The 26,819-nt window shown below is 32.8% G+C and carries 20 protein-coding genes; 6 read left to right on the forward strand and 14 right to left on the reverse strand.

The genetic code is table 11. The features are described 5' to 3' along the window. Nucleotide 1 precedes the first annotated feature (1 nt). The gene (locus tag AC23L6_RS12945) at nt 2-730 is read left to right on the forward strand and encodes a YoaK family protein (RefSeq protein ID WP_487562863.1); all 729 of its coding nucleotides are present in this window, start codon (nt 2-4) and stop codon (nt 728-730) included. Between the two features lie 4 nt (nt 731-734). Here AC23L6_RS12945 and AC23L6_RS12950 read toward each other — a convergent pair whose 3' ends face one another. Together AC23L6_RS12950 and fabG are read right to left on the reverse strand one after the other, a co-directional pair. Further along, nucleotides 735-2,762: a hypothetical protein gene (locus AC23L6_RS12950; RefSeq protein WP_487562862.1), complete on the reverse strand. Its 2,028-nt coding sequence runs from the start codon at nt 2,760-2,762 to the stop codon at nt 735-737. 100 nt (nt 2,763-2,862) lie between these two features. Further along, nucleotides 2,863-3,609, reverse strand: coding sequence for a 3-oxoacyl-[acyl-carrier-protein] reductase (fabG, locus tag AC23L6_RS12955; protein WP_487562861.1), 747 nt, complete (start codon nt 3,607-3,609; stop codon nt 2,863-2,865). Nucleotides 3,610-3,698: 89 nt separating this feature from the next. Here fabG and AC23L6_RS12960 point away from each other — a divergent pair, with 89 nt between their 5' ends. Both AC23L6_RS12960 and AC23L6_RS12965 read left to right on the forward strand, forming a co-directional pair. Further along, nucleotides 3,699-3,929 (forward strand): T9SS type A sorting domain-containing protein, encoded by a 231-nt coding sequence (locus AC23L6_RS12960; RefSeq protein WP_487565536.1) that lies wholly within the window; start codon nt 3,699-3,701, stop codon nt 3,927-3,929. A gap of 181 nt (nt 3,930-4,110) precedes the next feature. Continuing rightward, nucleotides 4,111-4,827, forward strand: coding sequence for a hypothetical protein (locus AC23L6_RS12965; protein WP_487562860.1), 717 nt, complete (start codon nt 4,111-4,113; stop codon nt 4,825-4,827). A 199-nt stretch (nt 4,828-5,026) separates the two neighbouring features. Here the strand turns inward: AC23L6_RS12965 and rpsA are convergent, their stop codons facing one another. From rpsA to AC23L6_RS13025, 12 genes are all read right to left on the reverse strand, one after another. Continuing rightward, nucleotides 5,027-6,799 (reverse strand): 30S ribosomal protein S1, encoded by a 1,773-nt coding sequence (rpsA, locus tag AC23L6_RS12970; RefSeq protein ID WP_487562858.1) that lies wholly within the window; start codon nt 6,797-6,799, stop codon nt 5,027-5,029. Between the two features lie 340 nt (nt 6,800-7,139). Beyond that, a complete protein-coding gene (locus AC23L6_RS12975; RefSeq protein WP_487562857.1) occupies nt 7,140-8,393 on the reverse strand; it encodes a nucleoside permease in 1,254 nt (417 codons plus the stop codon). A gap of 109 nt (nt 8,394-8,502) precedes the next feature. Then, on the reverse strand, nt 8,503-9,195 hold the full coding sequence (gene cmk / locus AC23L6_RS12980; protein WP_487562856.1) for a (d)CMP kinase: 693 nt from the start codon (nt 9,193-9,195) through the stop codon (nt 8,503-8,505). 108 nt (nt 9,196-9,303) lie between these two features. Continuing rightward, complete coding sequence (gene porQ / locus AC23L6_RS12985; protein ID WP_487562855.1) at nt 9,304-10,329, reverse strand: type IX secretion system protein PorQ; 1,026 nt, start codon at nt 10,327-10,329, stop codon at nt 9,304-9,306. Nucleotides 10,330-10,421: 92 nt separating this feature from the next. Beyond that, nucleotides 10,422-12,872, reverse strand: coding sequence for an endopeptidase La (lon, locus tag AC23L6_RS12990; protein WP_487562854.1), 2,451 nt, complete (start codon nt 12,870-12,872; stop codon nt 10,422-10,424). 185 nt (nt 12,873-13,057) lie between these two features. Beyond that, nucleotides 13,058-13,570 carry a DUF6252 domain-containing protein gene (locus AC23L6_RS12995; RefSeq protein WP_487562853.1) on the reverse strand — a complete coding sequence of 171 codons (513 nt, stop codon included), beginning with the start codon at nt 13,568-13,570 and terminating at the stop codon, nt 13,058-13,060. A 99-nt stretch (nt 13,571-13,669) separates the two neighbouring features. Further along, nucleotides 13,670-15,007 carry an MFS transporter gene (locus tag AC23L6_RS13000; protein ID WP_487562852.1) on the reverse strand — a complete coding sequence of 446 codons (1,338 nt, stop codon included), beginning with the start codon at nt 15,005-15,007 and terminating at the stop codon, nt 13,670-13,672. Between the two features lie 143 nt (nt 15,008-15,150). Continuing rightward, complete coding sequence (locus tag AC23L6_RS13005) at nt 15,151-15,963, reverse strand: M48 family metallopeptidase (protein ID WP_487562851.1); 813 nt, start codon at nt 15,961-15,963, stop codon at nt 15,151-15,153. Between the two features lie 85 nt (nt 15,964-16,048). Further along, entirely contained in the window at nt 16,049-18,445 is a 2,397-nt protein-coding gene (locus AC23L6_RS13010) for a glycoside hydrolase family 31 protein (protein ID WP_487562850.1), read from the reverse strand. 251 nt (nt 18,446-18,696) lie between these two features. Continuing rightward, a complete protein-coding gene (glgB, locus tag AC23L6_RS13015) occupies nt 18,697-20,601 on the reverse strand; it encodes a 1,4-alpha-glucan branching protein GlgB (RefSeq protein ID WP_487562882.1) in 1,905 nt (634 codons plus the stop codon). A 92-nt stretch (nt 20,602-20,693) separates the two neighbouring features. Then, entirely contained in the window at nt 20,694-22,328 is a 1,635-nt protein-coding gene (locus AC23L6_RS13020) for a maltokinase N-terminal cap-like domain-containing protein (protein WP_487562849.1), read from the reverse strand. An 88-nt stretch (nt 22,329-22,416) separates the two neighbouring features. Beyond that, nucleotides 22,417-24,351: an alpha-1,4-glucan--maltose-1-phosphate maltosyltransferase gene (locus AC23L6_RS13025; protein ID WP_487562848.1), complete on the reverse strand. Its 1,935-nt coding sequence runs from the start codon at nt 24,349-24,351 to the stop codon at nt 22,417-22,419. 74 nt (nt 24,352-24,425) lie between these two features. Between AC23L6_RS13025 and AC23L6_RS13030 the strand changes: the two genes are divergently transcribed. From AC23L6_RS13030 to AC23L6_RS13040, 3 genes are read left to right on the forward strand one after another with little or no spacing between them, the layout of a single operon-like run. Next, the gene (locus AC23L6_RS13030) at nt 24,426-25,292 is read left to right on the forward strand and encodes an alpha/beta hydrolase (RefSeq protein WP_487562847.1); all 867 of its coding nucleotides are present in this window, start codon (nt 24,426-24,428) and stop codon (nt 25,290-25,292) included. A 14-nt stretch (nt 25,293-25,306) separates the two neighbouring features. Further along, on the forward strand, nt 25,307-25,963 hold the full coding sequence (locus tag AC23L6_RS13035) for an endonuclease III domain-containing protein (protein ID WP_487562846.1): 657 nt from the start codon (nt 25,307-25,309) through the stop codon (nt 25,961-25,963). A gap of 9 nt (nt 25,964-25,972) precedes the next feature. Next, nucleotides 25,973-26,503 carry a 2'-5' RNA ligase family protein gene (locus AC23L6_RS13040; RefSeq protein WP_487562845.1) on the forward strand — a complete coding sequence of 177 codons (531 nt, stop codon included), beginning with the start codon at nt 25,973-25,975 and terminating at the stop codon, nt 26,501-26,503. Nucleotides 26,504-26,819: the final 316 nt, after the last annotated feature.

Below are 26,819 nucleotides of genomic sequence, written 5' to 3' on the forward strand. Positions count from 1 at the left end.
TATGTTTAGACATCAGGGTAAAAATAGAACTTTCCTGCACAATCTTCGCTTGGCCACTTTACTATCTTTGGTTGCAGGCATGGTAAATATCACTGGTGTTTTGGCTCTAAAAACCCTTACTACAAATGTTACTGGACACTTTGCCTATTTTGCTGATGAGTTCATGAATAAAAATTATGCTGTTGCTTTTACCTTTTTGGCTTTTATCTTTTTCTTTTTTATAGGTTCATTTACTTCAAATTTTTTATCAGAACTTGTAGCATTACGACGCCCTCGTTTAATGCATCTCATACCCATTGCTCTCGAAATCATTGTATTAATCAATGTTGGCTATTTTGGTTCCAAATATGATTTATCAATGATTAATGGTAAACTAATGGCCTTTGCACTATTATTTGCTATGGGTTTACAAAATTCGCTTGTGACAAAAGTTTCAAATTCGACAGTTAGAACAACACATCTTACAGGACTTTTTACCGATTTAGGAATTGAATTATCTCAGTTGTTTTTTTATAAAAAACAGGAGGAAAAGAAACGATTAAAAAGCAATATATATCTACGCTTATCAATAATTACCTTCTTTTTTATTGGATGTTTCTTGGGTGATATCATCTATCTAACAGTTGCATTAAAAACATTGTATGTTGCCGCATTTGTTTTGTTACTAGCCTTGATGTATGATACTATTCGATTACATTTTCACGCTATTAGAAGAAAAACTTTTCATTAAGAATTTACAACAACCCATTATATTTTCTGATAAACCATTCTGAGGCTAACGTGAAGGCTGTCAAAATAAGCAACCAAATCCAATCAATCAAAGGAGTTCTTTTTACTATAGTTTTCTGAATGGCTTTGTAGTTTTCGTTTTCCAGAAGGGATTTAATTAATTCCTCAATTTGATTTGGATAATATACTTCCCCTTGTGTTTGAGTTGCTAGTTGAGTTAGTTTGACAACATCTGGATTCACAAACTGTTTCTCTATATCAAAATCTAAGATTTCAAAATAACCGTTGTACGCCGTATTTGAATTCAATTCTTTAACTACAAAAGTATATTGTCCAGCCGAAAGTCCATCAAGATTAACTTTAAAAGCATTATTTGTTTTGAGCAAATCGTATCGTTTCAACGCTTTTGTTTTCTTGTTCGTAACCGCAATTGTCAAACGGGCTTTTTCATCAAATTCATAATTCTTATTAAAATATTGAGCACCAATTTCAATAGCATCACCTGAATTGTAGAAACTTTCATGATTCACCACGAGAGATTTTTTTGTGTCATTTGAAGCCAAAAACTGGATAATTTTATTAATAAAAATATCATACTTTTCAAATGATTGATGGTCTAGATACGATTGCATCCTCCATTTCCAACTGTTTTCTCCCAATAAAAATGCAGAACGTTTTCCTTGATTTTCAACAAATGCCAACAACGGTGCATTAGTATCTATGTTTCTTATTTTTGATGAAAGTAAAACTGAAACAGCATCATTTACCGTAACAGCACCGAATGCATTTTGCAATGGTGGAAACTGCTCGAAACCAATATCTTCCAGAGCAAATAAATTAAATTGTGGATTATAACCCGACAAATAATCTTCTTTTTGATTACTCATTCGAAACACTAGATTGTTTTGTTGTTGGTTCAAAAAAGGAAAATCTGTATTGATTCCTGTTATAATAAAAGTATTGATTCCAGCATTTTTATTATTTTCAAAAACCGATTTGAATTCTGCCGTTGGTTGGTATAAAATCAAGACATTATAGTCTTGTAAAGATTTGATTTCACTGGGTTTCACAATACTCACTTTTCGTTGAGCATTACTTTCAATAGCTCGTTTTAATGCTCCAATATCAGGGTGATTTATTGCAGATACGATAGCAATTGATGTTTTTTGGTCAATAACTTCTACTGCAAAATTCTTGCTATTATTATACGTATTTTTCTCTTGTTTTTTGGATGAAATAGAAGCTTTAAATATTTGTAATCCAACTTTATCAGCTGGTAACAACACGTTCACGATAGCCGATTTTTTTGAAGAAGAAAAAGAAATACTTTGTTTACTCAATACTGAATTTCCTTGCGAAATGCTAAAATCAGCATTTATATTCTTGGTTCCAGAATACTGCAAAAAGACTTCTACTGGAAACTTATTTTTATGAAAAGCATATTTATTGACATTCAACTGATTGACTTTTAAATCTAAAAATGTAGTTGTATCACCAAGAATTAGAGGGAAAACTTTATTGTTAGCATCAAAACTATATACATAATCCTCACCTGCTGTTTGGTTTCCATCGGTTATCAAAACTGTAGGATAGATAGTGTTTTTATGTATACTTTTTAGATTCTTAGCTACTTCATCTAAATTGGTTTGGTTGCCTTTAAAAGTGAAAGTTGAAGTACTCTCAAACTCCGAATCAAAACTATAGGATTCAACATCAAACTTATCTTTCAGATCACTATTTTCTGATAGTTTTTTGTACAACTCGACTGCAACAGCATTGGCTTTCAAATCGACAATAGAACTTGAATTATCAACCACTATGGGCAATGGCGTTTTTATGGTTTCAAAAGTCTTGGTGGAAATTATTGGATTAATCAATAAAAGTAGGATTCCAAAAAGAGATACAAAACGTAAAAAAGCCAAAAACAAAGTGACCTTAGACTTGTTTTTGGCTTTATAAAGGTATTGATAAAACGACAAACCACCTGCTATAATCAAAGAAAGCAATAGGAATAGTAAAGTGTTTGTTGTCATTTATTTTTTAATTTAAGGATTAAAAAATTTAAAGATTAAAAAAATATAAATGTAATTATCTTAAAAATCTTTAAATTCTTTAATCATCAAATTTTTTAATTTATGTTAGCATTCCGCCATCTACATTCAAAACTTGACCCGTAATGTAAGCGCTCATGTCAGAGGCTAGGAACAGACAAGCATTGGCAACATCTTCTGAAGTTCCGCCTCGTTTCAATGGAATACCATCTCTCCAACCTTGAACTACGTCTTCATTTAGCTTTGCTGTCATCTCAGTTTCAATAAATCCAGGAGCTATAGCATTACAACGAATATTTCTAGAACCTAATTCTAAAGCTACTGATTTTGTAAATCCAATAATTCCAGCTTTGGAAGCCGCATAATTGGTTTGACCCGCATTCCCTTTTACTCCAACAACTGAACTCATATTAATGATGGATCCAGCACGTTGTTTTAAAAACGTTTTTTGAACCGCTTTGGTCATATTGAAAACTGATTTCAAATTCACTTCTATCACCTTGTCAAAATCTTCTTCTGACATTCGCATGAGTAAATTGTCTTTCGTGATTCCAGCATTGTTAATCAAAATATCTATTGTGCCAAATTCAGCCAAAACTGCATCTACAAAGGTTTGCGCTTGATTAAAATCAGCGGCATTCGATTGGTATCCTTTGGCTTTCACTCCCATATCGTTTAACTCCTCTTCTAAAGCTAAAGCCGATTCTACAGACGAACTGTAAGTAAACGCCACATTGGCACCGTGTTTTGCAAAAACTTCTGCAATTCCTTTACCTATTCCGCGACTTGCGCCAGTAATAATGGCTACTTTCCCTTCTAATAATTTCATAAAGATTTTGTTTTTTATGTCGGTCAAATATAACAATAATTGTGGTTTGAAAAAAATAGTCCTCATTCAATTCAATTCAACTAATATATATTTATCCAAATCCCGCCCAAGATTTTATAGCGATACAATCACAAATGAATAAATATAATTTAAAAGCCGAATTAATAGACCAATTAGGGAAAGTCATTAAAAGTTCTCAAATTTTACAAGGAAGTACCCTGAGTATCATCGAAACGGATACGTTGTATTATGGAATTTATTTTTTAAGAATTTCTGACTCTAAAAACAGTAAAACCTACAAAGTAGTTATTAATAAGTAATACTGAAATAGCATAGTCATACTATCAAAAAAACATTAGACAATTGTTAACGAACTGTTTAACAATAGTTCAACGCGATAAATTATTGAAAAATAGCATCTTATTTTTTTATTAAAATCATTTTTTATGTAACTTCTCTTCATATTTGAAGGAACTAAATTTTAACTAATACAGAACTAAAATGCTAGTAAATACTAAAAATTTAGAAACTGCTCTGAGGTCAGAAAGGAAGAAATTCAATTCTGAAACTGTTATTTTAGAAGAAGTAAAAGCCATTTTACAGGAGAATGAGAAACAAAGAGTAGCAATTAGGGAAAAACTTCAAGTGGAAAGTTCAACAAAACAAAATAATTTTGTGTTCGATTTACTAGAAACGGATAAAATTTTCCATATTCAAGAAATAAAAAATGTCTGTATCGATTACAGATTGCGATTTTTAGATACTCATTATTACAAAAACACTATTCCTGAAGAAGCTATTTCTAAAATAGCATCGCTGGAAAAAAAGCATACTACTCAACTAAGTGGATTTAAAATTATTGCTCCTAGTAAAGCATTTCTTTTGCTAAATTATGACGACCCTATGTTATTTGCTCCAATTGGAAATGACTACTATTATTTGATTCATAAATGGGGAAACGATATGAGTCCTTTTCGAAAATTGGCAGTTAAACCAGTCCGAAATTTATGGAATTTTACAATTTTTAGTTTGCTAATTAGCTCACTATTAACTTGTCTTGTTCCAGAAAACAATTTAAGTAAGTCGATTCCTTTTGCATCATTCATCATTTTTCTATTTATGTTTAAATCTGTAATTGCTGTTTTCTGCTACTACTTTTTTATGTTAGGGAAGAATTTTAATGAAGAAATTTGGCAACGAGAATATTATAATAATTAAATAAATGTTTGCCACAAATTACACAAATTAGCACGAATCAATTTGTGGTAATTTGTGTAGCTAGTGATAAAAATATTTTTTAGAAGCTAAAGTGAAATACATTAAAGTCTGCTCAAAAAAAGAGTTTTAAATCTGTTTATGACCAATAAAAAAGTCCCGAGTAATCGGGACTTTTTATATTAAAAATTAAGAAAAGAAATTATTTCTTTTTCTCGCTTTTTTCCATTTTCGCTTTCAAACCAGCAAGAATATCATTGTTATCTCCTAAAGTTGCAGCTGGTGCATTGTTAGAAGCAACAGCTTCAGATACAGCTTTCACATTTTTCTCTTCTTCTTCACGGAAGATAGCAGTGTGAGAAGCTACAACTCTTTTGAATTCTTTGTTAAATTCGATTACTTTGAAATCAGCAGTATCGCCTTTTTTCAATTTCTTTCCGTCTTCTTTTTCAAGGTGACGTGTAGGAATAAATGCAACGATATCATCACCAAATTCTACAGTAGCTCCTTTGTCAACAATTTCAGAAATTTCACCTGAGTGGATGGTTCCCACTGCAAATGAATCTTCGTATTGATCCCAAGGGTTAGCAGTAGTTTGTTTGTGACCTAAAGATAATTTACGTCCTTCAACATCTAATTCTAATACAACTACATCTAATTTCTCACCAACGTTTACAAATTCTGATGGATGTTTGATTTTCTTAGTCCAAGATAAGTCAGAAATGTAGATTAATCCGTCAATTCCTTCTTCTAATTCTACAAAAATACCAAAGTTGGTAAAGTTTCTAACAATTCCTGTATGTTTAGAACCTACTGGATATTTAGCAGTAATGTCTGTCCATGGATCTTGTGTCATTTGTTTGATACCCAATGACATTTTACGATCGTCTCTGTCAAGAGTTAAGATAACAGCTTCAACTGTATCTCCTACTTTTACGAAATCTTGAGCTGAACGCAAGTGTGTAGACCATGACATTTCAGAAACGTGGATTAAACCTTCAACACCTTCAGCCACTTCGATAAATGCACCATAATCAGCGATTACAACTACTTTACCTTTCACTTTATCTCCCACTTTTAAGTTAGCATCTAAAGCATCCCATGGATGAGCGTTTAATTGTTTTAAACCTAATTGAATTCTTGTTTTCTCATCATCGAAATCAAGGATTACAACATTTAATTTTTGGTCTAATTCAAGAACTTCACTTGGGTGATTAATTCTAGACCAAGAAAGGTCTGTAATGTGGATTAATCCATCAACACCACCTAAGTCAATAAATACACCATAAGAAGTAATGTTTTTAACAACCCCTTCTAATACTTGTCCTTTTTGTAATTGACCTATGATTTCTTTTTTCTGAACTTCGATATCTGCTTCAATAAGCGCTTTGTGAGATACAACAACGTTTTTGAATTCGTGGTTGATTTTTACCACTTTGAATTCCATCATTTTGTTCACATATACATCATAATCACGGATTGGTTTCACATCAATTTGTGAACCTGGTAAAAACGCTTCAATTCCGAAAACGTCTACAATCATACCACCTTTAGTTCTGCATTTAACAAAACCTTGAACAATTTCTCCACTTTCATTAGCTGCAATAACTCTATCCCAAGATTTAATTGTTCTTGCTTTTCTGTGAGATAATACCAATTGACCTGTTTTATCCTCACGGATATCAATTAATACTTCTACTTTGTCACCCACTTTTAAGTTTGGGTTGTAACGGAATTCATTCAAAGAAATAACACCTTCCGATTTTGCGTTGATGTCAACAATAGCGTCTCTGTCAGTAATTCTAACAACTACACCTTCTACTACTTCTTCCTGATCCGTGTCAATAAAAGTTTTAGAAACTAACTCTTCAAATTCTTGTAAGTTTTTTTCATCTACAGCGTCAATTCCTTCTTGGAAATTGTGCCAGTTAAAGTTAGTCAAAAACTCTTCTTGTGATTTTAATAATTCAGACATGCTGATAAAAAATTTGTATTCTGCTTTCTCTGTGTTTCTTAATGCGATGAAAATAACAGAAGTTGTTGATTTTAATTAGTTGATACCTAATGGAAACACTTCTCCGCCAAAAGGTGTGCAAAAGTAATTCTTTTTTGTTTATTTACAAATAGTTAAGCAGAAAAAAAGAATATAGAAAATAGAAGAAAAAGAAAAGAATCTCTGAAATTAATTTTTTTGGGAGCTATTTCCCGCTTTCGCCTTTATCTCTACGCTGCGCTACGAGGATATCGGCTCTATCGGGGCTAAAAAAACCCGATATACCTTAACATATATCGGGTTATTATTATTTTAATTTTTATCAATGACTCACATTTTCCACCGCATTTGGGTCATGTTTATGCTTGAACATTATACCAAAGAAAACAGCAATTACAAGGGCATAAATTGCAAAAGTTAACCAGATATTTTGCCAATCTTTAACACCTTCATGAGTAAAATAAGTATCTATCAAATATCCGCTTATGGAACTTCCCATTATCGCACCAAAACCGTTAGTCATCATCATAAACAATCCTTGTGCACTAGAGCGTATTTTTGAGTCAGTAGTAGTTTCTACAAATAAAGACCCTGAGATATTAAAGAAATCGAACGCCATTCCGTATACAATACAAGATACAATAATCATCCACAAGCCCTCTACTGGATTTCCATAGGCAAATAATCCAAAACGCAATACCCAAGCCAACATTGAAATCAACATCACTTGTTTAATACCAAATCGCTTCAAGAAAAATGGGATTGCCAATATGAATAAAGTCTCTGAAATTTGAGATATTGACATGATTATAGTGGAATATTTTACCACAAAGGAATCAGCATATTCAGGCACATTAGCAAATTCTGACAAATAAATATCTCCATACATATTGGTTAACTGTAATGCTCCTCCCAAAAACATTGAAAATATAAAAAACAATGCCATTTTATAAGTTCCAAATAATTTAAATGCATTTAAACCTAAAGATTCAAGTAGAGAAGCGTCTTTAGAATTTAAGTTTTGGGGAGTACATTTTGGCAAAGTGAAAGAATAAACTCCTAATATTACAGCAGAAAAAGCAGCAATATAAAACATGTTTGCAGAAGCTTTATTACCTGACAAATTAGTAATCCACATAGCGATAATAAATCCAATTGTTCCCCATACACGAATGGGCGGAAATACTTTTACTACATCAAACTTATTATTTTTTAATATGTTGTAAGCGATAGAATTTGATAATGAAATTGTTGGCATGTAACACAACATTGCAGCAAATATTACCCAAAAGAAACTGGTTGGGTTATCTACCTGTGGAATATAAGCTAATGCCAAACCTCCTAAAATATGTAGTATTCCATATAATTTTTCGGCATTAATCCAACGATCAGCAATAATACCTGTCAAGGCGGGCATTAAAATAGAAGAAAGTCCTAAAGTAGAAAAAATAGCGCCAAATTCGGCACCACTCCATTGTTTGGTAGCAAACCAATAATTTCCAACTGTAATCAACCAAGCTCCCCAAACGAAGAACTGTAGAAAGCTCATTACTGTCAATCTATACTTAATATTCATAAAATTTTGTTTTATTCCGCTTCGCTGCATACAATTCGGCTGCGCCTCGGGTTGGTTTTTAATAAAAATAGAATGTAAATCTACTATTAAAAACGAGATAAACAAAAAATTATGCCTTTTTAGTTACTTGCGCTACCAAGGCTAAAACAACCTCAAATTGCTCTTCTCTGGAAAGATTAGAATTGTCAATTTCAATGGCATCATCTGCCTTAACCAAAGGAGAATCATCCCGATGGGTATCAATATAATCACGCTCTTGGACGTTTTTATACACTTCATCAAAAGAAACATCTTGACCTTTAGCCTGCAATTCTTCAAAACGTCTTAGTGCTCTAGTCTCTGGGCTGGCTGTCATGAAAATCTTAAGTTCAGCATCAGGAAAAACAACGGTTCCAATATCCCTACCATCCATAACGATTCCTTTTCTTTTTCCCATTTGTTGCTGCTGTTGTACCAACTTAGCTCGCACTTCTGAAACTTCAGCAATCTTACTCACAAAATTAGAAACTTCTATGGTTCGAATTTCAGTTTCCACATTTACATCATTCAAATACATTTCTGCAAAACCTAAATCAGGATTGTAATTAAACTGTAAATTGATGAAAGGTAAACTATTGATTAGTGTTTGTTTATCAAAAAAATCTGCAGTAATACATCCATTTTGCATGGCAAATAAAGTTACAGCACGATACATAGCCCCAGTATCTACATAGGCATAACCCAACTTTTTAGCTAGTTGTTTTGCTAAAGTGCTTTTACCCGTTGAGGAAAAACCGTCAATGGCTATGGTGATTTTTTTCATATCTTTTGTGACTTGTAAGCTTTAGGTGAAAACAGTTTTTGATGTTACAAAAATAGAAAAACGAATCAAGACATTGATAATCCCAAGCTCTTATTTATGATTACTAATTTACCGTTCATTAAAATTGATGGTCAGACCAAATAAGCTTGTATTTGCTGCTAGTGTATATCGAGAATAGGAATAATCAAACTTAAGTCTTCCCATTTTAAGACCAAAACCTAGAGAAATTCCAGAGAAATTTCTTTGTTCTATTAATTTCAATTCTTCTCCTCTTCTAAAATTATACCCAAGTCGAATATTAAAACTTTTAGTAGGGAACAATTCTGCCCCAACAATTACATGGCGTAAAGCGTTATTAAAAAAAGAGACTTTTTCTTCTGTAGTTCCTCCATCTAAACTATTTACCGCTCTGTTTGGATTAGAAAATGCTATTTTCCATTGTTGTAGATTTTCCAAAGTCAAATGCCAACGAATAGGAACATTTTCAACTTGCTGAGAAATTCCAGCCATAATTTCCATGGGCAATTTCTCGTTGGTTCCTGAATAAGTAGTAAATTGAGTTCCAACATTTCTAATTACTAACGCATAATTTACCTCATTGACTTCATCGATATACAATCCTCCAATATCGATAGCTCCACCAAATGAATTGTAACTTTCCAATGTAGAAGAAATTAATTTTCCGCCGGCACCAATATAGAAATCGGTGTAAGGAACATTATAGGAATATCCAAAACTCAAGGCAATTTCACTACCAGTAAAGCTTGAAGTTGGTGTGCCATTCTCATCATAACCTTCAAATTGCCCATAATTAATGTAGTTAACTCCTGCTTGAAATGTTTGAACATGTCTATCAAAAGTGTACGCATAAGAAGCGGTTCCATATGTTGCCTGACCGTGATAATTCCCGTAATTGATAGCCAAACGATTGTTCATTTCCTGGTTAATCGTAGCTGGGTTAAAATTAGCTTGATTCACATCATAATCATAAATGGTAATCGTTTTGCCTCCCAAAGCAGCTTGTCGTGGTGAAGTAACGAGATTCAGAAACTGATAAACTGATTTTCCTCCTATTTGACTGTAGGACACAGTACTCAATAAAAAAAGGATACAATAAATTTTATTTTTAATCATGTTTACAAGAGCAGTTTCTATGAAGTATAACGCAAATGCGAAGATATTATTTTTTAATAAAAAAAACGGCTAAAATAATTAGCCGCTCTCTATTATAATTTTTTAGCATTCTTAACTTTCTGATTTGTTATTGCTATTGCTAAAACCTCACTCATTTCCTTGACATAGTGAAACGTCAAACCTTCTACGTACTCGGGTTTTATTTCATCAATATCACTTTTATTTTCATGACACAAGATAATTTCTTTGATATTGGCACGTTTTGCCGCCAAAATCTTTTCCTTAATTCCTCCTACTGGTAAAACTTTTCCTCTCAGAGTAATTTCTCCAGTCATGGCAAGGCTTTTTCTTATTTTCTTTTGTGTCAAAACTGATACTAATGAAGTTAGCATAGCTATTCCTGCACTTGGGCCGTCTTTTGGAGTTGCCCCTTCTGGAACATGAAGATGAATATTGTATTTGGACAACGTTTCAGAATCTAAGCCTAAAAGTTCTGTATTGGCTTTAATATACTCTAAGGCAATTGTTGCAGATTCTTTCATGACTGTTCCTAAATTTCCAGTTATAGTCATCATTCCTTTTCCGGGAGAAATCAAAGATTCAATAAAAAGTATATCTCCACCTACTGATGTCCAAGCTAGACCTGTTACCACTCCAGCCACATCATTATTCTCGTATTTATCTCTTTCTAACCTTGGATTTCCAAGAGCCTCCACAATATCTCCATCGGTAACTTTAGTATTGTATGGTTCTTCCATTGCAATCGACTTGGCTGCATGACGAATTACCTGAGCAATTTTTGCTTCAAGACCTCGAACACCTGATTCACGAGTATAGCCTTCAATTATTTTTTCTAATTGCTTTTTCCCAATGGTTAGCTGTTTTGTAGTCAACCCGTGTTCTTTTAATTGTCTTGGAAATAAATGTTGACGAGCAATTTCAATTTTCTCTTCAATAGTGTAGCCTGACATCTTAATCACTTCCATTCTATCTATCAAAGCTGGCTGAATTGCAGACATATTGTTTGAGGTAGCAATGAACATTACTTTAGACAAATCATAACCCATTTCCAGGAAATTATCATAAAATGAATTATTTTGTTCAGGGTCTAAAACTTCTAACAATGCTGAAGAAGGGTCACCTTGATGACTATTAGACAATTTATCTATTTCATCCAAAACAAAAACGGGATTAGATGTACCTGCCTTTTTTAAACTTTGAATAATTCTTCCGGGCATGGCGCCAATATAGGTCTTTCTATGTCCTCTTATTTCAGCCTCATCTCTCAATCCTCCCAAAGAGATTCTAACATATTCTCTACCCAATGCTTCAGCAACTGACCTACCAATTGAGGTTTTACCAACTCCTGGAGGACCTGTTAAACAAATGATAGGCGATTTCATATCGTTTCGCAATTTCAAAACGGCTAGATGTTCAATCATTCTTTTCTTAACGTCTTCCAATCCAAAATGATCTTTGTCTAAAATCTTTTGAGCACGTTTTAAATCAAAATTATCTTTTGAATATTCGTTCCAAGGTAAATCTAAAAATAATTCTAAATAATTTCTTTGAATACCAAAATCGGGTGCCTGAGGATTCATGCGTTGCATTTTGGACAACTCCTTTTCAAAATGCTTTTTTGTTTTTTCATCCCATTTTTTGGTTTTAGCCTTTTGACGCATTTCGTCCAATTCTTCTTCTTGTGAAACGCCACCCAATTCTTCCTGAATGGTTTTCATTTGTTGATGAAGAAAATATTCTCTTTGCTGCTGGTCTAAATCAAAACGAACTTTTGACTGAATATCATTTTTTAATTCTAATTTTTGCAATTCGATATTCATGTAACGAAGCGTCTCTAAAGCTCTTTCTTTCAGCACGTTTACCGCTAATAAATCTTGTTTTTCTTTAACAGATAAATTCATGTTAGAAGTTACAAAATTGATTAAAAACGATTGGCTTTCAATGTTTTTAATCGCAAAAGTTGCTTCACTAGGAATATTAGGACTTTCCTTGATAATTTGTATTGCTAGTTCTTTTATAGAATCTACTATAGCAACAAACTCGGTATCGTGTTTGCCTGGTCTTTTTTCAGGAACTTCTTTTACTTCTGCTCTTATGTAAGGATTTTCAGTAATTACTGTGTCAATTTCGAAACGCTTTTTACCCTGAAGAATAACGGTTACATTTCCATCAGGCATCTTAAGTACCCGTAAAATTTTAGCAACAGTTCCTATTTTATGAATATCATTTTTGGTAGGATCCTCATCTTCCTCATTTTTTTGAGCGACTACTCCAATGATTTTCCCTTCTGCATTGGCTTCATTAATTAACCGTATTGATTTATCCCTACCTGCGGTTATGGGGATAACAACACCTGGGAATAAAACCATGTTCCGAAGTGGTAATATTGCTAAATTATTGGGTAATTCTTCATTGTTCATCTCTTCTTCATCTTCTGGAGTAAGAAGAGGAATTAATTCTGCTTCTGAACCAAAATCTTGAAGTGACAGATTGTCTAGAGTAAATATTTTTTGGTGTGACATATATTTTTGTAAGTCAAAATGACATTAATTTCTTAAATAGCCTAACAAATGTAGTACATGTAAAGTTTACGGTGAATTAAAATCGATATAAAGCCAATTAATTCGTTGCATAAATGAAAAAGACAAAATGCATGCCATAAAAAAATCCGCAAACTTGCGGATTATATCCTTTTTATCCTATTTTGTTAATCAGTTGTATAAGGAATATTGGTGAATACTCCATTAGTAAACTCTTTTGTTGACGTCACTGAGCCGTCATTGCTGTAGCCCGTAAAATTAAAAGTGCCTGAAATTCTTTTATTAACGGTATTTATTGATGTAATAGTAATTTTGCCCGTATCCGAAACTTCATCTGCTGGATTAACACTAACAAACAAAGGTGCTGTAACGGAAGCTCTGTATGCTATTTCATTTTCATTTGTTGGATAATCACCTACAGTATTCCCCATTATATCCATTGAAAAAGATTCTAATTCATCGCCTCTAAATGCGTTAATAATAATATTACCATCTATAAAAACAGCACTAGCAAGTGAAGTTGTGTATGTCTTACCACTAAACGAAACTTTGAATGAAATCGGTAATGAAGGCGTTACAGGGTTTAAATTTACCGTGGAATCAACAGGCTCATTATCACAAGAAAACAAAAATAGAAGCATGAAAGTTCCTATTATCGATAAAATTTTTATTTTTTTCATTTTGAATTTATACTATAAGATTTTTTTCAAATATAGTAGATTCGTTCTTGAATAAAAAGAAATATTATTTTTTTATGATTGGTAAATAAAAAAATAAGTTTAGATAGTTTCTTTCTTTACCACTATTTTTCTCGGAACCCTAAACAATAAAAGTACTCCAACAATAAAAAACACTGCTAAAAAAACGATTGCAAATCTTGGACTTCCGGTAACTTGGTCGATGATTCCATAGACACACATTCCTATTACTATTCCAATTTTTTCAGAAACATCATAAAAACTAAAAAAAGAAGCTGTATCCAGTGTTTCGGGCAATAACTTAGAATAAGTAGAACGAGATAATGACTGTATGCCACCCATGACTAGACCTACTAAACCTGCCATAACATAAAAATGGATCGGTTTTGTAATAAAATAGGCCGCTATGCAAAGTAAAATCCAAAAACAATTAACTACAATTAGAGTTAGAATATTTCCAAATTTTGCTGATGCTCTTGAAGTTAAAACTGCTCCAATAACCGCAACCAATTGAATAACTAAAATACAGATTATCAAACCTGTTGTACTCTCACTTTTAGACTGCCAAGCTATTTCTTGTGCACCAAAATAAGTGGCAATGAGCATAACCGTTTGAACAGCCATGCTGTAAACAAAAAAACTGAACAAATATCTTTTTAATGGTTTATTGTGTTCTAATAATTTCAATACTTTTTTTAGTTCTTTAAAACCATTAAAAATCAAAGCCTTTGTCACTCTTCGCTCAGTGCTTTCGTTTCCTTTCGGTAAGTAATAATAGGTATATTGACTGAATACAATCCACCAGATTCCAACCATTATAAAGGAATAGCGCATTGCTTTCATAGCCGCCTCTCCTTTTGTTCCTGTAATACCAAATAGCTCTGGTTGCATTATCATGGCTAGATTGATAATTAGTAAAATTACACTTCCTATATAGCCTAAAGAATAGCCCTTAGCACTTACCTTATCTTGTTGCTCAGGAAAAGCTATATCGGGTAAATACGAATTATAAAATACCAAACTACCCCAAAAACCTATTAACCCTAAAAAATAAAACAACAATCCAACATAAATAGTACTCAAACTAAACCAATATAAACCCATACACGATAAAGCTCCTAGGTAACAAAAAAATTGCATGAATGATTTCTTGTTGCCCACATAATCTGAAATTCCAGAAAGTAAAGGAGATATAAAAGCAACAACTAAAAAAGCTGATGCTGTTATAAAACTTATTAGGGCAGAATTCTTTAGATGAGTTCCAAAGACATGGATATAATGATTCCTTTCTGAAAATAAAGCCTCATAAAAAATGGGAAATACTGCTGATGAAATTACTAGTGGATAAACCGAATTTGCCCAATCATAAAAAGCCCAAGCATTTAATAATTTTGAACTCCCTTTAGCTAAATTTGCCATAAATCATTTACTTTTTACTTTGGCTAATTTATTTATAAAATTTATAAAAATTCAATTATTTAAAAATAAACTATAAAGTGGTGCCTTGTAGAAACAAAAAAACCATTTCTTTCGAAATGGTTTTTAATATTTTAAAAAGTAATTTACTTAAAAACTACTCCAAATTTTGCCGCCTCAGCTTTTGCTTGAGGTATTAACTTTTTGATATTTGCAATTCTTGTTGCATCAGAAGGGTGGGTACTCATGAATTCTGGTGGTGCAGCCCCTCCAGATTTAGCTGACATTCTTTCCCAAAAAGCAACTGCTGTTTCGGGATTATAGCCCGCAATAGCCATCAAAGTTAAACCTATCATATCTGCCTCAGATTCATGACTTCTGCTAAAAGGCAACATTGCCCCAAATTGAGAACCAAGTCCATAAGCTTGTTGCCAAATTTGTTGTGTTTCTTGACTTTTATTTCCAGTTGCAACCGCAACTCCTACCGCTCCTATTTGTTGCAATTGAGCAGCACTCATTCGCTGTGCACCATGATTTGCTAAGGCATGTGAAACTTCGTGACCCATAACAGTTGCTAAGCCTGCATCATCCTTGGTTATCGGGAGAATACCTGTATAAACTACAATTTTTCCTCCTGGCATACACCAAGCATTTATATCTTTGCTGTCAACCAATTTATATTCCCATTGATAATCCTTTAAATATCCCGAATATCCATTAGCATTTAAATATTTTTCAGCTGCTGTCTTTATTTTCATCCCAACGGTTTCAACTCTCTTGGCATCAGCCGTTCCTGAAATCACTTTGTTCTCCTTAATAAATTGCCCATATTGCTGAAATGACGATGGAAATAGTTCATTATTAGAAACAAAATTCAAATTACTTTTTCCAGTAAATGGGTTTTTTGAACAAGAAAACACCAAACCCACAAATCCAATTACAAACAAATATTTTTTCATTTTTTTTACTATTTAGAAATCAAAATATAACTCAATTTACAAAATTAATCGTTCTTTACTTTAAATTGATTTAAATTTTAAATTGTTATACGCCAGTAATATGAATCTCGGTAAAGTCCCTATCTATAATTAAACTATTGTCTTTAAACGAAGCTTTTCCTAAAGCTACTTGCTCTTTATCGAATAATATTTTCTTCACCTTAAACGGTAATCCGTGAAAAATAATTTTATATCGAGTATAATTTGGCACAAACTTTCCTTCTTTATGCTGTTGGATAATTAATTCTGTTTCTTTTCCTCTTAAATTAAAAGTAGAAAGGCTATATCTACCTTTATTATAATCATATCCGTCTTGTGCATCTTCGTAAAAAATTGATTTTTCTTTACCTAATTTGAAATAAACATCTAATGTGATTTCTTCAAATTCTAATTCTCCAACATACTGCTGAACTGGATATTTTGGAATTATAGCTCCTTCTTTAACAAAAATTGGTATTTGATCGAAATCGGTTTGTACCCACAACTCTTTTTTCCCTGTAACCAATTCATCTGTCCAATAATTATACCAATTCCCTACAGGTAAATACATTCTTCTTCCCTGTGCATTAGGCTCTAGTATTGGACAAACTAATATTTGATTCCCAAAGATAAACTCATCAGTTCTATAATGAGTTTGTGGATCTTCTTGGTCAAAATATACCAAAGGTTTCAACATTGGAACACCATCATTGATATATTCCCAAAACATGGTGTACAAATACGGAAGTAATTGATAACGCATTTCGACAAACTTTCTTGTAATATCAATTACTTCATCATCGAAAGACCAGGGTTCTTGATCGCCATGATCTCCAGAAGAATGCGTTCTACAAAATGGATGAAAAACACCAAGTTGAATCCAGCGTGCATAGAGTTCTCCTGTAGGTTGTTCAGCAAATCCTCCAATATCCGAACCTGTGAATCCCATTCCTGAAATTGACATACGTTGCACTTGGATATTAGCTATCCAAAGATGCTCCCAACTCGCCACATTATCACCAGTCCATGATGAAGTATAGCGTTGAGCACCTGAATAGGCAGAACGAGTTATAACAAAAGGTCTTTTTGGGTGTGCAAATCGTTTGATTCCGTGATACGTAGCACGAGCCATTTGGGTACCATAAATATTATGAGCCTTTCTATGGCTACATGGATTTCCATCATAATCATGACGCACATCCATTGGGAATGTTTTTCCAGGAACCTCCATCACCGCAGGCTCATTCATATCATTCCAAACACCTTTTACCCCAAAATCAGAAATTAATTCTTTAAATAATCCTGCCCACCACTCTCTAACTTCTGGATTTGTATAATCTGGAAAATTACACTCTCCAGGCCATACCTTACCTTTCATGTAGGGACCGTCTGCTCTTTTGCAGAAATAATCTTTCTCAAGAGCTTCTTGGTAAACCCAATAATCTTTATCTATTTTTATTCCTGGATCTATAATTACTATTGTTTTAAAACCATCTTCAGCTAACTCTTTAACCATTCTTTTTGGATCAGGAAAATAATCTTTATTCCAGGTGAAGCATCTAAAACCATCCATGTAATCTATATCCAGATATATTGCATCACAAGGGATTTTTAATTCTCTGAACTTACTTGTAATTTCTTTAACTTTACTTTCAGGAAAATAACTCCATTTACATTGATGATACCCCAAAGCCCAAAGAGGAGGCAACTCTGGTTTTCCTGTCAAATGTGTATAAGTCGTAACAACATCTTGCATTTGAGGACCGTAGATAAAATAATAATTCATCTCCCCTCCTTCTGCCCAAAAACTGGTTACATTTCTTCTCTCGTGGCAAAAATCAAAGGAGGTTCTAAAGGTGTTGTCGAAAAAAATCCCATAAGCCAGCTTGTTTTGTAAGCCGATATAAAATGGAACAACTTTGTATAAAGGCTCTTGGTCTTTATGAAAAGCGTATTGATCAGTAGCGAAATTCTCTACTCTCTTCCCTTTTAAATTCATTTGAGTAGCCTTGTCACCTAATCCGTAAAAACTTTCTCCATCTTTAGAAGCCTTACTCATTTTTACAATATTTCCACCAAAATGGTAACTTTCCTCCCAATGAAATCCTAATTCATCCTCTAGAATACAATTCCCTTCCAAATCAGTTATTGAAACCCGTAAATCTTCTTTTTGAATTTTACAAATAACTTTGTTAGTTTGAATAACATAACAAACTTTTTCCTCAGTAACTTCAAGGAAATTATATCCATGTGATTGGTTTCTGTCAATAGCATACGAAAAATCTTTGCTAAAATATCCTTTGGTGGTGTATCTAAACCGTAAAAGACTGTCTCGGAGTACCGTAACTTTTAATATAACACTGTTGTCGGTGTAGAAGTAAACACTATCAACTTCTTTCTTGAATTCTATTATTTTTGATGGATATAAATCGCCTTTATATTCTAATTCCGTATTTGTAATCATAATGCTATTTTAAATTCAGGGTGTACTTATTTTTAAGTGACAAAGGCTTCAAACTTACAAAATTTGTTGGTTTTTAGTAGTGTATTTTATGGTTTTTTACGAAAACGTTATCGAATACTTATTAAAATCTCAATTCTTAATTCGAATAATCATGATTTTAAGAAAATATAAAAAATCTCGCACTAAATTCAATTTTATTTCTAGTGAGAGACTTTTTTCTGTTTATGGTCAAGATTTAATTTTTGACCAACTTATGCTATTTTAAAAACAACGACACTCAAAGGTGGTAAAACCAATGCGGCTGAAAAATCCCTTCCATTCCAAGGGTCTGCTTCGATTTTTATTGGCTTAGAGTTGGTCACTCCACTACCTCCATAAGTAGTCTCGTCACTGTTAAAAATTTGAGTAATTTTTCCTTTTTTTGACAAACCTATTCGATAATTTTCTCTTACAACTGGTGTAAAATTGCACACTACGACTAGATCGTCTTTTTGATTATTCCCCTTTCTGATGTAGGACATAACGGCATTTTGATAATCTGAATAGCTAATCCATTCAAATCCTTCTGGGCTGAATTGTTTCTCATATAATGCCGGATAACTTTTATATAAATTATTTAAATCGGTGATGACATTTTTTATACCTTGATGAAAATCATATTGTAATAAATGCCAATCCAAACTTCCTTGAAAATTCCATTCGCTACTTTGTCCAAACTCTGCACCCATGAACAATAACTTGGTCCCAGGATGAGTAAACATGTAACCATAAAGCAAACGTAAGTTAGCAAATTTTTGCCATTCATCTCCGGGCATTCTTCCTGCAATTGATTGTTTCCCATACACCACTTCATCATGAGATAAGGGTAACATGAAATTTTCAGAAAATGCATAGGTCATCGAGAACGTAAGATCGTTTTGGTGGTACTTTCTATATATAGGTTCTTTCTTAAAATACTCTAAAGTGTCATGCATCCAACCCATCATCCATTTCATTCCAAAACCTAAACCTCCAACAAAAGTAGGTCTAGAAACCATTGGAAACGAAGTACTTTCCTCTGCAATGGTTTGTACACCCTCAAAAGTAGAATATACTGCTTCATTAAAATCCTTTAAGAAACTTATGGTATCTAAATTCTCTCTACCTCCAAAAATATTTGGCTCCCATTCACCCTCTTCTCTAGAATAATCCAAATACAACATCGATGCAACAGCATCTACACGAAGTCCATCCACATGATAGTTTTGCAACCAAAAAATAGCATTACTTATCAAAAAGGAACGTACTTCATTACGTCCATAATTGAAAACCAAACTTTTCCAATCAGGATGATATCCTTTTCTTCTATCAGGATGCTCATAAAGATTCGAACCATCAAAAAATCCTAATCCATGAGAATCATCTGGAAAATGAGAAGGAACCCAATCCAATATAACACCAATACCTGCCTGATGCAGTTTATCTACCAATAACATAAAATCCTGTGGCTTACCAAAACGTGAGGTTGGCGCAAAATAGCCTACCAATTGATACCCCCAAGATGGGTCATAAGGATACTCCATTACAGGCATAAATTCAACATGAGTAAATCCAGTTTCCTTTACATATTTAACTAAATCATCCGCCATTTCAACATAGGTCAAAAACTTACCCTCGGCATTGCGTTTCCAAGAACCTAGATGTACTTCATAGACAGAATAAGGCTTGTCCAATCCATTTTTATCCTTTCGGGTTTCCATCCAAGACTTGTCTTTCCATTTATAATCCAAATCCCATATAACAGAAGCTGTATGAGGTGGATGCTCACAATAAAGTGCAAATGGATCGGCTTTCTCAGTTATAATACCATTGTTATGAGATTGAATTTTGTACTTATAGGTAGAACCTTTTTCTAATCCTGGAATAAAACCTTCCCAAATTCCTGAAGAATCCCATCTCACGAATAATTGATGCTCTCCTTGAATCCAATAATTGAAATCTCCAACAACTGAAACTGAACGAGCCGATGGAGCCCAAACTGCAAAATAAACACCTTTAACTCCGTTCACTTCTGTAAGATGTGCTCCTAATTTTTCATATAGCCTAAAATGTTTACCTGCTTTAAATAAATCAATATCAAAATCGGTAAAAAGTGAATACGCTTGTACTTGATTCATAATGCTTTGTTCTTTACTCATTATTTTTTCTAAATTAATTATTAAGTTAATTTGTCATAAAGATGACAAATTGTGATGGACCACTAACAAATCTATTTATTAAACGACATGATACTAGCAATTCCTGTTAAAGGAATTACTGCCCATCGCGGTCTCGAATTCAGTTCATAACCTAGCTCATAAACTGCTTTTTCTAATAAGCAATATTTTAATAAAAAGTCAATCTCTTTTCGGTAGCCAATATTTAAATTCCCAGCCTGTGCAATTTCTGTGTATGTTTGTATAAATACGCCTACAAAATATTTAAATAAAATTTCTCCTGCTTGAAAAAGTTCTTTTTGCTCAAAGGGATATTTATCTTTATTATTGAAAATGGTAGCATAAACCGCATAATGAAATGAACGGAACATTCCTGCAACGTCTTTCAATGGTGGTTGTTTTACTTTCCTGTCGCGAATAGTACTCTCAGGTTCTCCCTCAAAATCTAAAATAAAAAAATCATCCCCGCTAACTAAAACTTGCCCTAAATGATAATCTCCATGTATACGAATACGTTCTGATTTCATTTTAGTCCAGTCGAAATCTAAAAACAATTTTCTTATTTCCTTCTTGTTATCTAAAAATTGATTCGCTAATTCTAATGCTAATCCGTCTAATTTATGAAGGTTATTTTCTAGAATATTTAATCGATTTTGAAACTGATATGTCAATCTATTTTTTAACCAAACAGTATAATCTCCATTATATGTCATAGGTGTAAAAGCAGTTTGATGCATATCACCTCCCAAAGCTATATGCATTTCAGCTGTTCGAGTTGCTAAAGTTTGAATTCGAACGAAAATACTCAATCCAGCCCAATCTATTATTTCATGCGGAACTTCATTTAATTTCAGTCTTTTAAATAATTCAATATCAGGCAATTTATTAATCTTTATTTTTTTATCTTTTAAGTTTCCAAAAATATGATCAACTTCTTCTAACATAAAATGCCAAGCATCTCCTTGATTAGGAACTAATTCCTGCATTAATCCTAAGGTAATATTGCCTTCTGTCAATGAAACGCTGATACTTCCAGTGTAAGCAGGAGAGCTCTTAAAATTCATTCTTTCCGTAAGGAAACGGCTGATTTCATAATCTGGATTCGTACTGATATAAATTCTTCTGAATATTTTTAAAACCAATGTATTGTTGTAGATTATAGAAGTATTACTTTGTTCTACTCCCATAAATTTGGAACTCTTATATTCTTTATCTTCCAGCTTAATTCCTTTATGGAATTTAACTTTTGTATCAGATTTGTCTCCTGAAGTGAGTATTTTGTCAAACAACAATTTTCGAAAATCCTCTTGATGTAGCGCATCAACAAGAAAACCCTCTTGATCTTTCATTTTTATTGGAGCAATAATAGTATGTGTATCTAATTCATCCTCAGACATAAATGAAAGTGGCATAAAATAATGCTGATAAAATGCTTCTTTAAAATTTACTTCAAGTAATACTCCAATATAAGTATTTTTTTTAGAAGTTATTTTAAATGAATCGACTACCTCAATATATTTTAGAGTACTCGCTTTACCTCCATACCATCTTTTATTAATGATATAATTCTCTAATATATCTGAAGAAAAAACTTTTACAAATTCTTCATCATTAAATGCATCTTTCCATTCTATGTTAAAAACAAATGGATTTTGAAATTCGTCCTCGTTGATTTTATTTTCCATCATTGTTCCAAATGTATAAATTGCTTTCTGTTCAAAATCTCCTCTAATTTAAGCTAAAAAAATCAGATTAATTCTTAAATATAGACTTTACTTAACGTTGAATTTTGAATAAATGAAATGGTAATTCAGGACTAAGCTCTATATAATTCCACTCTCTATTCCAATTATAATTATTCCCCGTAATCAAATCTACTATATGAATTGGTTGATGCAAAGAATGCTCTAAGGGTAAACGTATCATGGCATTTATTCTGTCATAAGGATTCAAACTAACTACCATCAATGTTTCATTTTGTTTATCATCGTCATATTTGTAATAGGCCATGACTTGGTCATTATTGGTATCACAAAAAACTATATTATTGGTTTGTTGCAAAGAAGCCTGCTCTTTTCTAATTAAATTAATTTTGGTAATTAGAGTTGTTATTTTGTTCTTTTTATCCCAATCCCATTTGAAATACTCATATTTCTCAGAATTTAAATACTCCTCTCTTCCTGGTGCCAATGGGGTACAAACCATAAACTCAAAAACAGGTCCATAAATACCTATGTTAGAACTCAACGTTGCTGCAAGAAAATATTTTTGCAAATGAACCGATTCGTTTCCACTTTGTAGAGCAAATGGATTGATATCTGGAGTGTTAGGCCAAAAGTTAGGTCTATAATATTCTTTCTGACTCGACCTAGTTAGTTCAGTGACATACTCAGTCAATTCACTTTTAGAATTTCTCCATGTAAAATAAGTATAGGATTGAGAAAATCCTTGCTTTGCCAATTCATTCATAATCTTTGGACGTGTAAATGCTTCAGCCAAAAACAAAACATCAGGATGCTTTTTCTTGATTTCGCCTATCAACCAACCCCAAAAATAAAATGGCTTAGTATGAGGATTATCTACTCTGTAAATTTTAATATCACATTCTTCAATCCAAAATAGAGCAACATCTAGCAACTCCTTCCAAAGATTTTTCCAATCACCACTTTCAAAATAAATAGGTTGAATATCTTGATATTTTTTTGGTGGGTTTTCAGCATACTGAACCGTTCCGTCTGGTCTCCACTTGAACCATTGTGGAAAATCCTTTACATAAGGATGGTCAGGAGCTGCTTGAAGCGCATAATCCATTGCTACTTCAATTCCTAAATCTTTTGCCTTCTTCACCAACGATTTAAAATCATCAATTGAACCAAGTTCTGGGTGTGTTGACTTATGACCACCATATTGAGAACCAATTCCCCATGGAGAACCTACATCGCCAGGCTGTGCATTAGTTGCGTTATTTTTTCCCTTTCTATTAATTTCACCTATAGGATGAATTGGAGGAAAATATAAGGTATCAAAACCCATTGCTTGAACTCGAGGCAAAAGTCGTTCACAGTCTTTAAAAGTTCCATGCTTGTGTTCAAACTCTGAAGCCGAACGAGGGAAAAACTCATACCAAGTACTAAATAATGCCTTTTTCCTATCAACATATACCTTAAGTTCAAGAGATTGATTCTCTAAAAATCGAATAGGATATTTCTTGAATATTTCATGCAATTCCTTTGAAGTAGCTTCCGAAATGGCATTGTCATATTCTGATTCTGTTGTAAATAAATAATCTAACTTATTAAGATACTCTTTTTCAGAGTCATTAGCCATTTTTTGAACCGCTCTAACATACTCAGCCCCTTCTAAAAGTTCTGACTTTACATATTGATTGTCCTGAATTTTTCGCTCGGTTCCGTGTTGCCAATTCAAGGCATAATCAACCCATCCTTCTACATAATACGAATAAAAACCTTGCTTTTCAACTTTAAACTCTGCAGCCCATACGTCATTTTCCAAAGGATTCATTCTTACTTCATGCCAATTCTTATCATTTTCATGTTTAAACTTTACGCAACTTTGTAAAACATCATGCCCATCAGAAAAAACATCAGCGCTGACTGCAACCTTTTGACCAATAATTCTTTTTATAGGATAAGCACCACTATCTAATTGTGGCGAAACATTTTCGATGATTATTCGAGTTTGATTCTGCATTTTAAGTTATTTTTATGATATCTAAATTTAGTAAAAAATATATAATATCATAACTTGTGCAAAAAATTATTAAAATGTCAAAAAATAAGTCCAAAAATAATGATTATATAGAAATTCCTAAATTATTGTTGATAATCGCTAAGGTTTTATCTGTAATTTCATCAAAATTGACAGTCCTTTTTGTTGCCAAATTATTTAGCACCCCCATTAAATATAGAATTCCTAAAAGAGAATTAGAAATGGATGCCAAAAGCAAACAAGAGTTAGCATATATTCCGAGTATTAGAAAAAAAGTAATGATTTATCATTATGGAACAAGTCCAAGAAAAATTCTACTCATTCACGGATGGTCTGGAAGAGGAACGCAATTATTTAAAATAGCTGACGCTCTTTTAAAATCTGGTTATTCGACAATAAGTTTTGATGCACCAGCACATGGTAAATCTTCTGGAAACAATACACTAATGCCTGAATTTATTGAAACCATTTTAGAATTAGAAAACCAATTTGGCCCATTTGAAGCAGCAATTGGTCATTCACTAGGAGGAATGTCTTTACTAAATGCTGTGAAAAAAGGGTTCCAAACCAACCGTTTAGTACTAATTAGTAGTGGAGATATTGTAAAAGATATAATTGATGATTTTATAAAAAAATTAAAACTCAAGCCAAGAATAAGTGATTTATTTCAACAGCATTTAGAAAACAAATCAAATCAATCTATTGATGATTTTTCGGCCTATAAAGTCGCAAAAGATATCGAAATTCCTACCTTGATTGTTCATGATGAAAATGACAATGAAGTTCCAGTAAAATGTGCCATTCACATTCACAAACATTTAGTAAATAGTGAAATGATACTTACACAAAATTTAGGTCATCGAAAAATATTAGGTGACAAAAAAGTAATTGACAGAATACTCCATTTTATTCATTCACAATAAAATAACCTAAAAAAATGGACTTATTTAATACTGAAAATGATTGGAAAATCAAATTGGAACCCATATTACAAAAATACAAAGGCAAAAAACACCCCTTAGCATACAATAACATGTATCAATTGTTGGTCATGGTTATTTTATCGGCTCAAGATTCGGATGCCAATATCAACCGCATTGCTCCAGCCTTATTTGAAAAATTCCCCAATCTTGAAAGTTTGGCAGTTTCAGATAGTGACACTTTATCACCATATATCGCCAAAGTAAAGAATTTTGGAACCAAAGCCAATTGGCTACTAGAAATTGCACAAAGCATCAAAAGAGACGAAAATATTCCATTAACAATGGAAAGTTTGACTGCTTTAAAAGGAATCGGAAGAAAGTCTGCCAATGTTATTTTACGAGAGGCAAAAGCGCCAGCAGAAGGAATTATCTGTGACTTACATGTGATAAGAGTAGCCCCAAGAATCGGACTTGTTCAAGAATCAAAAGATGGAAACAAAATCGAAAAACAATTGATGCGAATTTTACCTAAAGAAATTTGGAATGAAATAGGAATGGCAATTTCATTTTTAGGACGAGAAATCTGTCGACCAACCAATCCAAAATGTGAAATATGCCCAATTCGAAACGATTGCCAATATCCTTTAAAAACAATATCTCAAATAACCTAAATTTTGTTTATGGAACATATTCCACTTTTCTCACTTGTTATTTTTCCTAATTCTGAACAATCAACTCTAATTAAATCCTATAAACAATCACTTAAAAATCACATCGGATGGTTTGGAAGTGCCAATGCCGCAGCTCATATTACAATAATCAACTTTGAAAATGAACTCTCACTTCAACTCCATCTTGACAATATTAGGGAATTTTGTAAAACTGTAGTTCCCCAAAAGGTAACTTTAAATGCTTGGGATTCTTTTGGAGAAAAAACTTTCTTCATTAGTCCTGATCAAAATTCACAAAAATACCTCAATAATCTCATCATAGAATTACATTCATATCTAGGTTTTAAAATCAAAAATGCTCATGCCCATTTAAGTATCGCACGAGGACTTGATACAAACAAAATGAAAAAAGCATATGAACTATTCAGAAATACTCAAATTAATTTACAATTTAACTGTGATTCATTTTATTTGAGGAGATTCAACGAACAGACTAAACAATATTCTGATATATTAGAAAAAATTGATTTTGGAAAATAGTATATAGGTATTTATCCTAAACATAACAATATAAAAAGCTTCCCATCAATACGATTAAAATTCTACAGAAACCCATCTGCTGTCAGCTTAAACGAGTCCATTTCAAAGGTTGAATAGGGCTTACCTACAAAACAAAAAACCCTATCCGAATTGGATAGGGCTTTCAAAAAGAAAGGCGACGACTTGAGGGCTTTGCCCGACAGCATCACACCTATAAAAAAAAATCAGGTTGCCCTTTCGGACAACCTGACTAAAGAAAGGCGACGACATACTCTCCCACATAACTGCAGTACCATCTGCGCTGGCGGGCTTAACT

The sequence above is a fragment of the Flavobacterium sp. R1_16 genome (assembly GCF_057652095.1).

Coding starts and splice junctions, on each gene's coding strand:
- AC23L6_RS12945 (WP_487562863.1), top strand. CDS start 2: ATGTTTAGACATCAGGGTAAAAATAGAACTTTCCTGCACAATCTTCGC.
- AC23L6_RS12950 (WP_487562862.1), bottom strand. CDS start 2,762: ATGACAACAAACACTTTACTATTCCTATTGCTTTCTTTGATTATAGCA.
- fabG (WP_487562861.1), bottom strand. CDS start 3,609: ATGAAATTATTAGAAGGGAAAGTAGCCATTATTACTGGCGCAAGTCGC.
- AC23L6_RS12965 (WP_487562860.1), top strand. CDS start 4,111: ATGCTAGTAAATACTAAAAATTTAGAAACTGCTCTGAGGTCAGAAAGG.
- rpsA (WP_487562858.1), bottom strand. CDS start 6,799: ATGTCTGAATTATTAAAATCACAAGAAGAGTTTTTGACTAACTTTAAC.
- AC23L6_RS12975 (WP_487562857.1), bottom strand. CDS start 8,393: ATGAATATTAAGTATAGATTGACAGTAATGAGCTTTCTACAGTTCTTC.
- cmk (WP_487562856.1), bottom strand. CDS start 9,195: ATGAAAAAAATCACCATAGCCATTGACGGTTTTTCCTCAACGGGTAAA.
- porQ (WP_487562855.1), bottom strand. CDS start 10,329: ATGATTAAAAATAAAATTTATTGTATCCTTTTTTTATTGAGTACTGTG.
- lon (WP_487562854.1), bottom strand. CDS start 12,872: ATGTCACACCAAAAAATATTTACTCTAGACAATCTGTCACTTCAAGAT.
- AC23L6_RS12995 (WP_487562853.1), bottom strand. CDS start 13,570: ATGAAAAAAATAAAAATTTTATCGATAATAGGAACTTTCATGCTTCTA.
- AC23L6_RS13000 (WP_487562852.1), bottom strand. CDS start 15,007: ATGGCAAATTTAGCTAAAGGGAGTTCAAAATTATTAAATGCTTGGGCT.
- AC23L6_RS13005 (WP_487562851.1), bottom strand. CDS start 15,963: ATGAAAAAATATTTGTTTGTAATTGGATTTGTGGGTTTGGTGTTTTCT.
- AC23L6_RS13010 (WP_487562850.1), bottom strand. CDS start 18,445: ATGATTACAAATACGGAATTAGAATATAAAGGCGATTTATATCCATCA.
- glgB (WP_487562882.1), bottom strand. CDS start 20,601: ATGAATCAAGTACAAGCGTATTCACTTTTTACCGATTTTGATATTGAT.
- AC23L6_RS13020 (WP_487562849.1), bottom strand. CDS start 22,328: ATGATGGAAAATAAAATCAACGAGGACGAATTTCAAAATCCATTTGTT.
- AC23L6_RS13025 (WP_487562848.1), bottom strand. CDS start 24,351: ATGCAGAATCAAACTCGAATAATCATCGAAAATGTTTCGCCACAATTA.
- AC23L6_RS13030 (WP_487562847.1), top strand. CDS start 24,426: ATGTCAAAAAATAAGTCCAAAAATAATGATTATATAGAAATTCCTAAA.
- AC23L6_RS13035 (WP_487562846.1), top strand. CDS start 25,307: ATGGACTTATTTAATACTGAAAATGATTGGAAAATCAAATTGGAACCC.
- AC23L6_RS13040 (WP_487562845.1), top strand. CDS start 25,973: ATGGAACATATTCCACTTTTCTCACTTGTTATTTTTCCTAATTCTGAA.